Source organism: Nesterenkonia natronophila (assembly GCF_003595215.1).
In the GTDB taxonomy this organism is placed as follows: Bacteria; Actinomycetota; Actinomycetes; order Actinomycetales; family Micrococcaceae; genus Nesterenkonia; species Nesterenkonia natronophila.
In genome coordinates this window covers 1048486-1063225 of sequence record NZ_QYZP01000001.1, presented here as the reverse complement: position 1 = coordinate 1063225, position 14740 = coordinate 1048486, and the positions used below count along the sequence as shown (strand labels likewise).

The 14740-nt window shown below is 62.5% G+C and carries 11 protein-coding genes; 4 read left to right on the top strand and 7 right to left on the bottom strand.

The annotated features are described in order from the left end of the window. Positions 1-7: 7 nt before the first annotated feature. The 7 genes from D3250_RS04955 to D3250_RS04925 all read right to left on the bottom strand — a co-directional run bounded on the left by D3250_RS04955 (position 8) and on the right by D3250_RS04925 (position 9213). Positions 8-1081, bottom strand: a complete 1074-nt coding sequence (locus D3250_RS04955) for a 3-isopropylmalate dehydrogenase (protein WP_119902180.1) — start codon at positions 1079-1081, stop codon at positions 8-10. After that, entirely contained in the window at positions 1081-2691 is a 1611-nt protein-coding gene (metG, locus tag D3250_RS04950; RefSeq protein ID WP_119902179.1) for a methionine--tRNA ligase, read from the bottom strand. Before metG ends, D3250_RS04955 begins: the two co-directional genes overlap by 1 nt. Positions 2692-2700: 9 nt before the next feature. Further along, positions 2701-4296, bottom strand: coding sequence for a phosphoglycerate dehydrogenase (gene serA / locus D3250_RS04945; RefSeq protein ID WP_119902313.1), 1596 nt, complete (start codon positions 4294-4296; stop codon positions 2701-2703). 102 nt (positions 4297-4398) lie between these two features. After that, positions 4399-5424 (bottom strand): ketol-acid reductoisomerase, encoded by a 1026-nt coding sequence (gene ilvC, locus D3250_RS04940; protein WP_119902178.1) that lies wholly within the window; start codon positions 5422-5424, stop codon positions 4399-4401. A 35-nt stretch (positions 5425-5459) separates the two neighbouring features. After that, entirely contained in the window at positions 5460-6005 is a 546-nt protein-coding gene (gene ilvN / locus D3250_RS04935) for an acetolactate synthase small subunit (protein WP_119902177.1), read from the bottom strand. Positions 6006-6008: 3 nt separating this feature from the next. Then, positions 6009-7832 carry an acetolactate synthase large subunit gene (locus tag D3250_RS04930; protein ID WP_119902176.1) on the bottom strand — a complete coding sequence of 608 codons (1824 nt, stop codon included), beginning with the start codon at positions 7830-7832 and terminating at the stop codon, positions 6009-6011. A 235-nt stretch (positions 7833-8067) separates the two neighbouring features. Continuing rightward, positions 8068-9213 (bottom strand): 3-isopropylmalate dehydrogenase, encoded by a 1146-nt coding sequence (locus D3250_RS04925; protein ID WP_119902175.1) that lies wholly within the window; start codon positions 9211-9213, stop codon positions 8068-8070. Positions 9214-9379: 166 nt separating this feature from the next. Here D3250_RS04925 and D3250_RS04920 point away from each other — a divergent pair, with 166 nt between their 5' ends. The 4 genes from D3250_RS04920 to D3250_RS04905 all read left to right on the top strand — a co-directional run bounded on the left by D3250_RS04920 (position 9380) and on the right by D3250_RS04905 (position 14740). Further along, entirely contained in the window at positions 9380-10843 is a 1464-nt protein-coding gene (locus D3250_RS04920; protein WP_119902174.1) for an aldehyde dehydrogenase family protein, read from the top strand. A gap of 15 nt (positions 10844-10858) precedes the next feature. Further along, positions 10859-11635 (top strand): SDR family NAD(P)-dependent oxidoreductase, encoded by a 777-nt coding sequence (locus D3250_RS04915; protein ID WP_119902173.1) that lies wholly within the window; start codon positions 10859-10861, stop codon positions 11633-11635. Between the two features lie 103 nt (positions 11636-11738). Then, positions 11739-13175 carry an amidase gene (locus tag D3250_RS04910; protein WP_119902172.1) on the top strand — a complete coding sequence of 479 codons (1437 nt, stop codon included), beginning with the start codon at positions 11739-11741 and terminating at the stop codon, positions 13173-13175. Next, complete coding sequence (locus tag D3250_RS04905; RefSeq protein WP_119902171.1) at positions 13172-14740, top strand: ABC transporter substrate-binding protein; 1569 nt, start codon at positions 13172-13174, stop codon at positions 14738-14740. Before D3250_RS04910 ends, D3250_RS04905 begins: the two co-directional genes overlap by 4 nt.

The window sequence follows — 14740 nt, the reverse complement described above, 5'->3', positions numbered from 1 at the left end:
GCCCTTTCTAGTCCGTCAGTGTCTTGATTCTACTGACGTAGGCGTCTCCGCGCTCGGCTGTGCCGAGAGCCGTACCAGCGCTTCGTTCGGCCCATTCGCTGAGTTGGGTGATTACGGCGCGCTCGATGCGTCCTGCCGCACCGTTCAGGCCGAGGTGCTCAAGCATCAGTCCGGCGGAGAGCACGGCTGCGGTGGGATCGGCGATACCTTGACCTGCGATGTCGGGCGCTGAGCCGTGGACGGGCTCGAACATTGAAGGTGCTGTGCCTGCGCCATTGATGGAGGCCGAGGGAGCCATTCCGATGCCACCGGAGACAGCTCCTGCCAGGTCGGTAAGAATATCGCCGAAGAGGTTGTCGGTGACGATCACGTCAAATCGCTGTGGATCGGCCACCATATGGATGGTGGCCGCATCGATGTGCATGTAGTTCCAACTCACCTCAGGGTGACGAGCCGCATGCTCCTCCACGCTGCGCCGCCAGAGACCCCCGGCGTGGGTGAGCACATTGTGCTTGTGGACCAGGGTGATATGACCCCGGCGGGAGGCGGCTCGGTTGAAGGCATCAGCGACCACGCGCTGCACACCGTGCGCCGTGTTGACCGAGACCTCGGTCGCGATCTCATGCTCAGTGCCGCGGCGCAGACTCCCACCATTTCCCACGTAGGGTCCCTCCGTGCCTTCGCGCACCACCAAGAAGTCGAACTCATCCGTTGCCGCAAGCGGCGTGGAGACTCCAGGATACGTCCGGGTGGGACGAAGGTTGATGTAGTGGTCTAGCTCGAAGCGCAGCTTCAGCAATAGGTCGCGCTCGACCACCCCTGAGGGGATCCGCTTGTCCTGCGGATCGGCGCCCACGGCTCCGAAAAGGATGGCGTCGTGTTCACGCAGCTTCTCCAGAGTCTCATCATGGAGGGTCTCCCCTGTTTCCAACCAGTGCCCGGTGCCCAGAGAATACGCAGTGTAGCGCAGCGTGGCATCCTCGTTCTCCAGTGCAGCGTCGAGCACCCTGCGCGCCTCAGCGACTACCTCAGGGCCTATCCCATCGCCTCCGATCATGGCGATGCTGAAAGTCTGGTTCATCACGTCTCCTGAGGCTCCTCATGGCGGGGGAAGATGGGCTGCGGCTTACTGATGGGCGTGCCAGGGACCAGCTTGTCCCTGAAAGCGGCGAAGGACCGAGGTCCGACGTTGGAGGCGTTGGTGGCGCCGGCGTCACCGTCGGGCTCGACACCGAGTGCATCCAACAACTGGGTGGCAGAGGTCGGCATGACAGCTTGGATGAGCAGTGCCACTCTGCGCAGCACCTCAGCGGTGACGTAGAGCACCGTGCGCATTCTGGCTTCGTCGGTCTTCTTCAGCTTCCAGGGCGCCTGCTCGGCGAAGTACGCGTTCGCTTCACCGAGTACATACCATGTGCGCTCCAGCGCCCGGTGGAACTGCTGGCTCTGGTAGGCCTCCCGAGAGAGTGCCAGAAGGGAGTCGGCCTGCTCGATGATTTCGACATCCGACCGCAGCAGCTCTGCGGGCTCGGGGATGGCCCCATCACAGTTCTTGGCAATCATGCTCAGCGAACGCTGCGCAAGGTTTCCCAGATTGTTGGCGAGGTCGGAGTTCTTCCTCCCGACCACAGCGTCGTGGGTGTAGGAACCGTCCTGGCCGTAGGGGAACTCGCGCAGCAGGAAGAACCGTACGGTGTCGAGCCCATAGGTCTGCGTCCAGGCAGCTGGGGCCACCACATTGCCGACGGATTTGGACATCTTTTCCCCTGCATTGTGCAGGAACCCGTGGATCATCACCCGGCGCGGCAGCGCGAGACCTGCGCTCATGAGGAATGCTGGCCAGAAGATGCAGTGGAATCGGGAGATATCTTTGCCAATGATGTGCAGATCCGCAGGCCAGCGCCGTTGGAACTCCTCGGAATCGGTGTGCGGAAATCCGGCGCCGGTGAGGTAGTTGGTCAGCGCATCGACCCAGACATACATCACATGGTTGAGGTCGGTCTCGCCAGCCGTGAGCTCTTTGGGCACTGGGACGCCCCAGTCGAAAGTGGTCCGGGAGATCGACAGGTCCTCCAGCCCGCCTTCGACGAACCGGATGACCTCGTTGAAGCGGGTGGCCGGAGCAACGAACTCCGGGTGGGTCCGGTAGAGCTCGAGGAGTTTCTCCTGATAGGAGGAGAGTCGGAAGAAGTAGCTCTCCTCCTCCGTCCATGTCACCGGGGTCTGAGTCTCCGCGGCGTACCGTTGGCCGTCCTGTCGGAGCTCAGTCTCATCCTCGGCGAAGAATCGCTCATCGCGCACCGAATACCAACCGGCGTACTTATCCAGATAGATGTCGCCGGCATCCACCATGCGATGCCAGATGGCCTGTGAGGCCTCGTAGTGGTCTTGGTCGGTGGTCCGTATGAACCTGTCGTAGGAGATGCCGAGCACCTCGTCGTCGACACGCTTGATTGCTTGGGCATTCCGAGTGGCGAGCTCGTAGGGGGTCAGCCCCTCCCGCTCGGCAGTCTGCTGCACCTTCTGCCCGTGCTCATCCGTGCCGGTGAGGAACCGCACGTCGAAACCGTCAAGCCGCTTGAACCGGGCCATCACATCGGCAGAGATGTACTCATAAGCATGACCGATATGCGGCTCCGCATTCGGGTAGGTGATCGCAGTGGTCAAGTAATAGGAGGGGCGAGACGCCATCGGTGCTTCCTAGCTCTCTTCCAGGTCCACTTCAGCGGCCAGTGCGGCATTAACTTCAGACGCGATGGCCTCCAGCACTCCCGCCGGCAGCGCCGTATCGACCGCCAGCACGGCCAGCGCCCGGCCTTCCTTCGTATTCTGGCTGACCTGCATGCCTGCGATATTGACCTGGTGCTCGCCCAGAATCCGGCCGAGCGTCCCCACCACGCCGGGCCGGTCGCCGTATTCGAAGACCACTAGGTGGTCAGTCAGTGTGATCTCCAAGTCGTAGCCGTTGATGCCCACGATTTTCTGTATCTGTTTGGGGCCGGTCAGTGTGCCGCGCACGGAGAGCTGCTCCCCTGAGGATGTGGCGGCACGGATGGTGAGCGCATTGCGGTAATCCTCAACCTCAGTAGTGGTGGTCAGACGGGTGGAGATGCCCCGCTGCTCAGCCAGCACAGGTGCGTTGACGTAGCTGACCGGATCGTTGACAACGTCAGTGAACACGCCCTTCAGCGCGGCGAGCTGCAGAGCGGAGACGTTAAGCTCAGCGATCTCTCCCGCAGCTTCCGTCTCGATGTCGGTCAATGCGTCCGTGGCCAAAGCGGTCAGCACGCGGCCCAGACGTTCCATCAAAGGAATGCCGGGACGGACCAACTGGTCAATCGCTCCTCCCGCGACATTGACCGCGTCGGGCACCAATTCACCGTCCAGGGCCAGTCTCACCGAGCGGGCCACGGAGACCCCGGCTTTCTCCTGGGCCTCATGGGTGGAGGCCCCCAGGTGGGGGGTGACGACGACGCTCTCGTGGGAGAAGAAAGGCAGATCGGTCGCGGGTTCAGTAGCGAAAACATCTACCGCAGCACCACCGATGGTTCCTGCTGCCAGGGCGGCCTCCAAGTCAGCTTCGTCGATGAGTCCCCCACGGGCGACGTTGATGAGGAAGACGGAGTCCTTCATCTTCGCGAAGGCATCGGCATTGAGCATGCCGACAGTCTCCGGAGTCTTAGGCATATGGATCGTGACTACGTCGGCTCGCGCGTAGAGCTCGTCCAAGCTGACCAGCTTGGCACCAAGTTGGTGGGCTCGAGCTGAGGTGACATAGGGGTCATACGCGAGAATCTCCATACCGAAAGCGGCCATCCGTTCAGCAACCAGTCCCCCGATTCGACCAAGCCCAATGACTCCTAGGGTCTTTTCCGAAAGCTCCACGCCGGTGTACCTTGACCGTTTCCACTCTCCGGCCTTCAGAGCTTGGTGAGCTGGGGAAATATTGCGCGCGAGACCAAGTATGTGTCCGCAGGTGAGCTCAGCCGCCGAGAGGACGTTGGAAGTGGGGGCGTTGACGACCATGACACCGGCTGAGGTGGCAGCAGGTATGTCGACGTTGTCCAGGCCGACTCCGGCCCGTGCGACCACCTTAAGCTGCCTTGCGTGGCTGAGCAGCTCGGCATCAACTTTGGTCGCCGAGCGCACCATGAGGGCGTCGGCCTCAGCGATGTCTGCAAACAGGCGGGGCTTGTCCGTACCGTCGGACTGGCGGATCTCGAAGTCGGGGCCCAGGGCCTCAACGGTGGCCGGCGAGAGTTCTTCGGCTAGGACTACGACGGGGCGAGTGCTCACGGGTTCCTTCTTGTTCGAATCACTGATGAATGACGAGTGGGGGCCGACGATGCCGCCATCGGCCCCCACTCACTCTAATACTGTTCGGTAACGAAGCTGTGCTCAGCGGGCGGCAGTGCCTTCGGTGTAGTCGTCATCGTTGGGGATCCACGAGAACAGCTTGCGCAGCTCGCGTCCTGTGGGCTCGATGGGATGACTCTGGTTCTTTTCCCGCAGCTCTTGGAACTCCTTGGCGCCGGTGCGCTGATCGTTCATGAACCGGTCTGCAAAGGCACCGGATTGGATGTCGGCGAGCACAGCCTTCATGTTTTCCTTGACCTCTGGCGAGATGACCCGTGGACCGGAGACGTAGTCGCCGAACTCCGCGGTGTCGGAGATCGACCAGCGCTGCTTGGTCAGGCCGCCTTCAACCATCAGATCAACGATCAGTTTCAGCTCATGAAGGACCTCGAAGTACGCGATCTCCGGCTTGTATCCGGCTTCGGTGAGCACTTCAAAGCCGTACTGCACCAGCTGGGAGGCGCCGCCGCAGAGCACTGCCTGCTCGCCGAAGAGGTCGGTTTCGGTCTCCTCCGTGAAGGTCGTCTCAATGACGCCCGCGCGGGCTCCGCCGATGCCCTTGGCGTAGGCCAGCGCGAGCTCCTTGGCATGACCTGAGGGGTTCTGCTCCACTGCAATGAGGGCGGGTACTCCGCGGCCTGCTTCGTACTCGCGGCGTACCACGTGACCTGGGCCCTTGGGCGCAACCATGGCGACGTCGACATCGGCCGGAGGCTGGATGTAACCGAACCTGATGTTGAACCCGTGGGAGAAGAACAGGGCATTGCCTGATTCGAGGTTCGGGGCGATCTCAGCGGTGTAGACCTCGGCCTGGTACTGATCGGGCACCAGCATCATGACGATGTCTCCGGTCTTGGCCGCCTCAGCCACGGTGGCCACTTTCAGTCCCTGCTCTTCAGCCTTGGCCCTGGAGGATGAGCCCTCCTTGAGCCCGACCACGACGTCCACCCCGGAGTCGCGCAGGGAGAGGGCGTGTGCGTGCCCTTGAGATCCGTATCCGATGATGGCTACGGTCTTGCCGCTGAGCAGGCCCAAGTCGGCGTCGTCGTCATAGTACAGGTCAGTCACAGGTGTTCTCCTCGAGTTGTGGGATGAGGTCTTGTTTACTTGAAGGATTTCTCGGCTGAGATTTTCTCGGTCATCGATTTTGAGCCACGACTGATGGCCAGTGAGCCGGACCTGACGATCTCGCGCACGCCGAAGGGCTCCAGCACCGACAGCAGCGCATCAAGCTTATCGGCCGCCCCGGTGGCCTCCACGGTCAGGGAGTCGGTGGAGACGTCTACGATCTTCGCCCGGAACAGCTCCACAGCCTGTGTAACCTGCAGGCGCGCGGCCGCGTCCGCCTTGACTTTAATAACCAGGTGCTCGCGCTGAACCGAGTTGGTGGGCTCCAACTCAATAATCTTAATGACATTGATGAGCTTGTTCAGCTGTTTGGTGATCTGTTCCAGGAGTTTCGCGTCTGCATCCACCACCACAGTGATTCGGCTCAGACCCGAAATCTCGGAGGGGCCTACTGCCAGGGAATGGATGTTGAACGCGCGGCGGGCGAAGAGTCCTGCCACTTTGGCCAGGACACCAGGAACATCTTCGACCAGAACAGAGAGCGTGCGGCGGGCAACGCCGCCTGTGGGGGTAGATGCCATGGCTTAGTCCTCTTCGTCCCACTCGGGGGTCATATTGCGGGCCACTTGGATGTCGCTGTTGGAGACCCCTGCGGGGACCATGGGCCAGACCATAGAGTCGCGGGAGACCACGAAATCAACGACGACGGGGCGGTCGTTGATCTCCAATGCCTGGGCGATGACCGAGTCGATGTCTTCCTCGCGTTCGCAGCGCAGTCCGACGCATCCATAGGCTTCAGCCAGTTTCAGGAAGTCGGGAATACGCACGACTTCCTCTCCGGAGGGGTTCAGCGACGTGTTGAGGTCGGTGTTGGAGTAGCGCGACTCATAGAACAGGGTCTGCCACTGCCGCACCATACCCAAGGAGGAGTTGTTGATCACGGCGACCTTGATGGGGATGTTGTTGATGGCACACGTGGCAAGCTCCTGGTTGGTCATCTGGAAACAGCCGTCTCCGTCGATGGCCCACACTGTGCGCTCTGGGCTCCCGACCTGCGCGCCCATGGCCGCAGGGACCGAATAACCCATGGTCCCGAGCCCTCCCGAGTTTAGCCACTGACGGGGTCGTTCGTAGCCGACGAACTGAGCAGCCCACATCTGGTGCTGCCCCACCCCTGCCACGTAGACAGCTTCGGGTCCGGAGGCCTGGCTGATCTTCTGGATCACCTGCTGTGGAGCGATGGCACCGTCTTCGGGGGTGGTCCAGCCCAGCGGGTAAGTCTCCACCAGACGGTTCAGCCGCTGCCACCAGGCTCTCAGGTCCGGCTGCTGGTGCTTGGCGAAGGTTTCCGCCACCGCATTGTTCAGCTCGGGAATGATCTCTTTGAGCGAGCCCACGATCGGCACATCTGCGTGCCGATTCTTGGAGATCTCTGCGGGATCGATGTCTGCGTGAATGACTTTGGCCTCGGGCGCGAAAGAGTCCAGCTGCCCGGTGACCCGGTCATCGAAGCGGGCTCCGAGGGTGATGAGCAGGTCGGACTGCTGCAGTGCCGCGACGGCCGAGACCTTCCCGTGCATCCCGGGCATACCGACATTGTTGGGGTGGCTGTCCGGGAACGCGCCGCGTGCCATGAGTGTCGTGACAACGGGGGCTCCGACCGTCTCAGCGAGGGTGGCAAACTCTTCGCAGGCATCTGCCTTGATCACACCACCGCCGAGGTAGAAGACGGGGCGTTGGCTGGTGGCGATCAGCTTGGCGGCTTCGCGCACCTGCCGGGCGTGCCCCCGGGTGACAGGTTTGTACCCGGTGAGTCCGAGCTTCGGCGGCCACGCGAAGGTGGTCTGTGCGGTCTGCGCTGACTTGGTGATGTCGACCAGCACTGGGCCAGGGCGGCCGGAGGAGGCAATATGGAAGGCCTCTGCCATCACCCGGGGGATTTCGTCAGCATCTGTCACCAGATAGGTGTGTTTGGTAATGGGTGTGGCGATTCCGACGATGTCGGCTTCCTGAAACGCGTCAGTGCCGATGACTGAAGCATTGACCTGTCCTGTGATGGCGACCATGGGGACAGAGTCCATGTGAGCATCGGCCAACGGGGTCACCAGGTTGGTGGCGCCGGGACCCGAGGTGGCGAAACAGACGCCGACTTCCCCGGTGGCCATTGCGTAGCCCTGTGCGGCGTGACCGGCACCCTGCTCGTGGCGGACCAGGATGTGGTTGAGCTTCTTCGAGTCCATGAGCGGATCGTAGGTGGGCAGAATGGCTCCGCCAGGGATGCCGAATACGTCCGTGACACCGAGCTCTTCGAGGCTGCGTATGATCGCTTTGCTGCCGGTCACGTCCTCGGGCGCGGCGCTGCCCCCAGGTCCGTAGAGCCGGTGGTCGGCTGTTGTCGTTGTCAACATGGTCACTGTCCAATCCCTATCTGCCCCGACACAGACGAAACCCCGGCGATCCGGAGTCCCTGTACGGGGCCCTCGTGCCGGGGTGATCGATCGGTTCGCGTCAGTTCTAGAACAGCAGACCGCTCATGCCCCGGCGGGGGCAATCACGAGTACTACTACTAGTCCTAGCATCTGGCGCATAGTCCTATACTTTCGTCCGGAGTGAGCTACGTCAATACTTGTTTTACCCGTCTCATTATTCGGACATGAGGCTGCTGCGCCCAGCGAGGCGGCCCAGTGCACTCATCAGGGACTTCTCGCCCATTCCGTCTCGATGCGGATCGACGATCGAAACACGCTCCGCGATGCGGTGCCCCAGGCCTGCGGTGTCGGATCCCATCTCCGGGCCGGCGAAGGCGGGCAGCTCCGCCAAGACTGAAGCGACTGCCGTCTCCAGACTGAGTGCGGCTTCGCGCTCACCCAGACCGGCTAAGCAGAGCGCCGCCGAAAGCGCCGCGGCAGCAGGGTTGGCCCACCCCTTGCCTGCGATGTCAGGTGCCGAGCCGTGCACCGGTTCGTACATGCTCGGGGCAGAGCCCCGGGGATTGAAGTTCGCGCTGGCCGCCAGGCCCAGTCCACCCTGAACGGTAGCCCCCAGATCGCTAATGATGTCCCCAAACAAGTTGTCTGTGACGACTACGTCGAAACGGCCCGGGTCCAGCGGCAGATGCTGGCACATGGCGTCGGCGTGGACGTAGTCGTGCTCAACATCGGGATAGCGTTCAGCAATCCGGTCGACTGTCTCCTGCCACAGCTGCCCGGCATGGAGGAGAATGTTCGTCTTATGACAGAGGGTCACCCTGCGCCGCCGAGCCTGGGCCAGCTGGAAGGCGAAGTCGACGGCTTCGGAGGTGGCCGCGGCAGTGGAGATCGAGTTCTGGATGGCCACAGCGTTGCCCGAACCGGCGTGAGCCAGTGAACCTCCCCCCGTATAGAGACCCTCGGTGTTCTCCCGAATCACGACGAGATCGCAGTTCTCTGGGGTGACGCCCCGAACAGGGCTCTCGATGCCGGGGTAGAGCCGCACTGGGCGAATGTTCACGGACTGAGCGAAGGCCACCCTCAGGGCCACGATGAGCCCTTGTTCGAGGACTCCCGGTGCCACGCGAGGGTCCCCAACTGCTCCGAGCAGTATGGCGTCATGTTCGCGGAGCTCCGAGATCGTATTCTCATCGATCACCATGCCGGTGCGCAGAAAGCGTTCGGCCCCCAGGTCGAAGATTGTGGTCCTGACCGTGAAGCCATAGCGATGTGCCGCCGCCTGCACCCCGGCCAGCGCAGCTTGTGTCACGTCCGGACCGATGCCGTCGCCGCCCACCACGGCCAGGCTGTAAGTGCTCATCTGGCAGTCCTCCACACTTTTCACCTGCCTTGTCGTGCGGCAGTGCTCGTCGTTTCAATGACTTGACCAATCACTGAGATCTGGAACACACTATAACTGCCTCCGCACTGGTCTGACCAGTTTAAGAGGACCGCCAGCAAATCCCCGGCGAAAGGGACCAGGACAAATGAGCCACCACCCCGATTTCAAGCCACCGCCCATCTCAGAAGGGCTGCCGATCGGCCCCGGCTGGCTCCACAGCATGCCCACCGCCGCAGTGGTCTTTCCTTATGACGGCTCGCTGGTCACCCATTCCCCGGTGGGCCAACCGGAGCACGCCCGAGAATCGCTGGCTGCAGGGGCGGCCGCTGTCAGACCAGTAGGACAGCTCACCTCGCAGACCCGCCGCGCCATCCTGCTGCAGGTACACGCGGCCCTTCGCGAGAATGCTGAAGAGTTCACTAATCTGCTGATCGCAGAGACGGGCAAAGTGCGCAGGGACTGCGAGGTGGAGGTTGCCCGAACCCTATTCACCTGGTCGGCGGCGGCTGAAGAGGTCGGGCATATCCATGGCGAAACTGTCCCGCTGGACATGCAGGAGTCCGGCGCGGGGATGCTGGGATTCTGGACTCGCAAGCCGATCGGTCTGGTGGTGGGAATAGCCGGGTACAACGCGCCGCTGCTGCTGGCCAGCCACAAGATCGCTCCGGCTGTTGCCGCCGGGTGCCCTGTCATCTGCAAGCCTGCTCCCGCCACGCCGCTGACGACGCTGTGGCTGGCAGCGCTGGTCCGCGAAGCAGCCACCGCGCACGACGTGCCGCCGCAGATTGTTCAGGTGGTAACCGGAGACGCCGAAGTGGGCCGCACACTTGTGAGGGACGACCGCGTCGCTGCTGTGTCCTTCACCGGTTCGGACGCGGTGGGACACCAGATTGCCCGCGACGCCGCACCTCGCAAGACTCTCTTGGAGCTAGGATCCAACACTGCGCTGATCGTGGACACCGAGGCTGATGTCGCCAGAGCTGCCGATGCAGTGGCGCGGGGCGGCTTCTACTTCAACGGTCAGGCGTGCATCGCTGTGCAGCGTGTGATTGTCTGCGAAGCAGTGCGGGATGAGTTCCTCGCCGAACTCACCCCCCGAGTGGCCGCCCTGCGTACCGGAGACCCGCGAGATGCTGAAACTCATGTGGCGCCGCTGATCAATGAGGCAGCCACTGAGCGTGTGCTGGATTGGGTGGAGGGGGCCCAGCAGGCCGGGGCACGCCTCATCCACGGTGGCACAGTGGAGAACCGCAGTGTGCAGCCCACCGTGCTGCTCGATGTGCCTGACACGGCTCAGGCCTGGTGCGAGGAGATCTTCGCACCAGTGGTCGCCGTGCGCTCGGTGCCAGATCTGGACGCCGCACTGGAGGCTGTCAACCGTTCGCGCTACGGACTGCACGCCAGCATCTTCACCCGCTCCCTGCCCAACGCCTTCAGGGCCATCGAGGAACTTGAGGTGGGCGGCGTCGTTGTCAATGAGGTGCCGGGCTTCCGCTCCGACATCATGCCCTACGGGGGAGTGAAAGACTCCGGCATCGGCCGCGAGGGCCCCCGGTTCGCAATTGAAGAACTCACCGTCACCCGAATGGCCATCATCCGGCCGGAATGAGCACGAGGCAGCACTATGGAAGAGCAACCCACCTTTACGGACCTTTTTCGGCTGGATGGACGGCAAGCGCTGATTATCGGTGCTGGCGGCATCGGCAGTGAGGCCGCCAGGGCGCTGAGCGACCACGGAGCGCAGGTCACCTGTGCGGACCGGGACCGGGTAGCCGCGGAGGAGACTGCGGCGGCGGTAGGCGGTGCGTCTCTGACGTTGGACGTCACCGATCCCGAGGCTGTGCGGCAGGCCGCGGAGAATCTGCCAGACCTGGACATAGTAGTGCTGACTGCGGCGATGAACGTTCGGAAACGCATTATCGACTATTCGCCCGGGGAGTTCGATCGCGTCGTCGACCTGAACCTCAAAGGCACATTCGCCGTGATCAAGTACTTCGGCGAACGTATGGTCAGTCGTCACAGAGGCAGCCTCATCGTCTTCTCCTCCATTCGAGATCAGGTGGTGGAACCGGGCCAGTCAGTCTACGCAGCGACCAAAGCCGGCGCAGTCCAACTGGTCAAGACGGCCGCCGCGGAGTTTGGAGGGGTGGGAGTCAGGGTCAACGCAATCTCCCCTGGCATTGTGGAGACCGCGCTGACGGGCCAGATCAAGTCACAGCCAGAGTGGTATCAGGCCTACGCGACGAAGAATGCGCTGGGACGCTGGTCAGTCCCCTCGGAGCTTGCCGGCGCAGTCGTTTATCTCGCCTCCGATGCCTCCAGCTATGTCACAGGCACCACCCTGCGTGTCGACGGCGGTTGGACCGCGATGGATGGCCGCTTCACTCCGCCAACAGACTAGGACGCCAACTACATTTCAGGGCATCGGATTACTGGCCAGACCAGTAATGTATACTCCGATGTGATTGAGGCCACACTCAAGATCTAGCTCACAGGGTTGATATATGGAACCACCATCCACACCACACTTGGCCGATCTCGACGCAGCGCAGCTGGTTGCGGGATATGCCACAGGAGATCTCAATCCGGTCGACGTCGTCACCTCGTGTCTGCAGAGGATGGACGAGTGCGAACCGGCGCTTCGAGCCATGTCCGAGCGCTTCGACGAAGAGGCGCTTACCGCCGCAGAGTCTTCCAGCCGCCGCTGGGAACAGGGTACGCCGCGCAGCGCCCTGGACGGTGTGCCTCTTACCCTGAAAGAGAATCAACAACTGGCTGGCCGACCAACCATCCTGGGCTCAGCATCCACCGAGCAGGTCCCGGCTGAGCACAACGCGCCAGTGGCGCAGAAGGCACTCAATGCAGGTGCCAGCCTGCTGGGACGCACCACAATGTCGGAACTGGGAATGCTGTCCTCAGGCATAGCCTCGGCCCATCCGATCACCCGGAACCCGTGGAACCTGCAATGGAGCCCCGGGGGGTCCTCAGGTGGGGCAGCGGCTGCCTCGGCCGCCGGCTACGCCCCTATCAACCTCGGCTCCGATATCGGTGGCTCGATCCGCCTCCCCGCCTCGTGGTGCGGGGTGGCCGGCTTCAAACCCACATACGGCAGGATCAGCGTTGATCCACCGTACCCGGGGCGCACCATCGGGCCGATGGGACGCACGGTGTCCGATGTGGCACGATCGATGAGCGTACTCACCGGCCCGCATTCGGCCGATCCCTGGTCGCTGCCTCCCGATGACACCGCCTGGCTCGATCTGAGCTTCGACCCAGTAGGCCTGAAGGTCGGTGTGGTGCTTGACGTGGGAGCCGGCACCGTCGTGGAACCCGAGGTGGCCTCCGTCATCCGCGAAGCCGCAGAGGTCTTTGCCGCTGCCGGTGCCCAAGTCACCAACGTGCCCCCTTACCTAGCCGCAGGCACCGTGAGTCTGATCGACAGGTTCTGGCGGGCCAGCCACTGGAGGAAGTACCGGGCGATGACTCCTGACCAGCAGTCCAGGGTGCTGCCCTTCATCGCAGAGTGGTGCCGCGGTGCCGCAGAGATCACTGCCGAAGAGTCGCTCGCGGCTCACGACGCTCAGATTGACCTGGGACGCACGGTGCTGCGTGCCACCGACCCCTTCGATCTGGTCCTCTCCCCCGCCTCGCCTGGACCAGCCTTCCCGGCGGAGTGGCCGATGCCGTCAAATGACGTGGAGACGGCGATGTCCCACATCCACTTCTGCGTGGGGTACAACTTCTCCGGGATGCCAGCGATCAGCGTCAACGGAGGGTTTACTGCTGCAGGGAGCCCAGTGGGTGTGCAGATCGCAGCCCGCCGTCACGCAGACCGCACGGCACTTGCAGCAGCCTCCTTCTTCGAATCCGAACGCCCCAGTGATGCTGCACGGCCTTGGCCACGCCTGCATCTGGCAGAACACCACACACCCGCACCATGAAAGAGACCCACACGATGAAGAAACTCTTCCAATCTGGCACACCCCTCGCGGCATGTCTGGCCGTTAGCGCCCTGGCGCTGAGCGCCTGCGGTGCGGGGGGCGACGATCCCGTCAATGGAGAGGACGAAGGCGGCGAGGCCACCAGCACCGGTGAGAACTCGGATGCAAACATCAGCATCGGCATGTTCGCAGTACCAGCCAACCTGGACTTCACGACCACCGGTGGTGCAGCTGTCTTCGAGGCCCTGCTCTACAACGTCTACGAGGGGCTGGTTCAGCTCGATGCTGAAGGAGAGATTCAGCCGCTATTGGCCGAATCTTGGGAAATCAGTGACGACGGTCAGGAATTCACCTTCCAACTCCAGGAGGGTGTCACCTTTCATGACGGCACTGAATTCGATGCCGATATCGTGAAATTCTCCCTGGAACGGCTTGATGAATGGTCGGCCAACACTCCGGAGGCCCTGGCGGCCATCGATTCAGTCGAAATCGTGGACGATTACGAGGTGACGGTGGCCCTGTCCGAGCCGGACTACAACGCGCTCTTCTGGCTGGCCGGGCCGCTTGGAGCCATGTTCTCCCCCGACAGTGTGGACGATCTTGCCACTGACGCCAACGGCACAGGCCCCTTCGAGTTCGTCACGTATGAAAACGCGGTGCGGATGGAGTTTGCCCGCAATGATGACTACTGGGGTGACCCCGCTGGGGTGGCTGGCGTGGAACTCGTCTACTATGAGGACGCCTCCGCCGCTGCCAATGCGATTCGAACCGGCGGCGTAGACGCCATCCTGCGCTCTGAAGCTTTCGACCAGTTCGAGAGCTTCGAGGCGGAAGAGGAAATCGAGGTCCGTGTCGGATCCAGCCAGGGGGTTGTCGTCATGTCGATGAATCCCGACCACGAGGCGCTCGCCCAAGACGAAGTCCGTGAGGCCCTCCACCGCGCGATCGACAAAGAATCTGTCATGGCTGCTGCCACGGCCGGCTACGGTGAGATACTCGGCGGACCCAGCGTGCCGACGGATCCTTATTACATCGACTTCACCGGCACCTACGACTACGATCCGGACGCGGCACAAGACCTCTTGGACTCAGCCGATGTCGACGACCTCTCACTGACGTTCAACGTGCCCAACCGCGCATACGCAGAAGCCTCCGCGCAGGTGATCCAGGACAACCTCAGCGAGATCGGCGTAGATGTCACACTGCAGACCCAGGAGTTCCCCGCTGTATGGGTTGAGGAGAATATGGTCAATCAGGACTTCGACCTCACCATCATCAACCACGTGGAACCGCGCAACATGAACAACTACGCATTCCCCGAGTACTACTGGGGCTACGACTCGGAGGAGGCTCGGGATCTCTTCGCTGAGGCTGCCGCGGCAACGGATGACGACGAGTATGCCTCCAGCATGGAGGAGCTCACCGAGCTCCTCGTGGAGGACACCCCCGGAGTGTGGTTGTACAACCCGCCCAACGTCGGTCTGGCCACCGAAGGTGTCTCAGGACTGCCTCTGAACGACCTCGGGGTGGGTATCGACCTCTCCGATGTGACAGTCTCCGAGTAG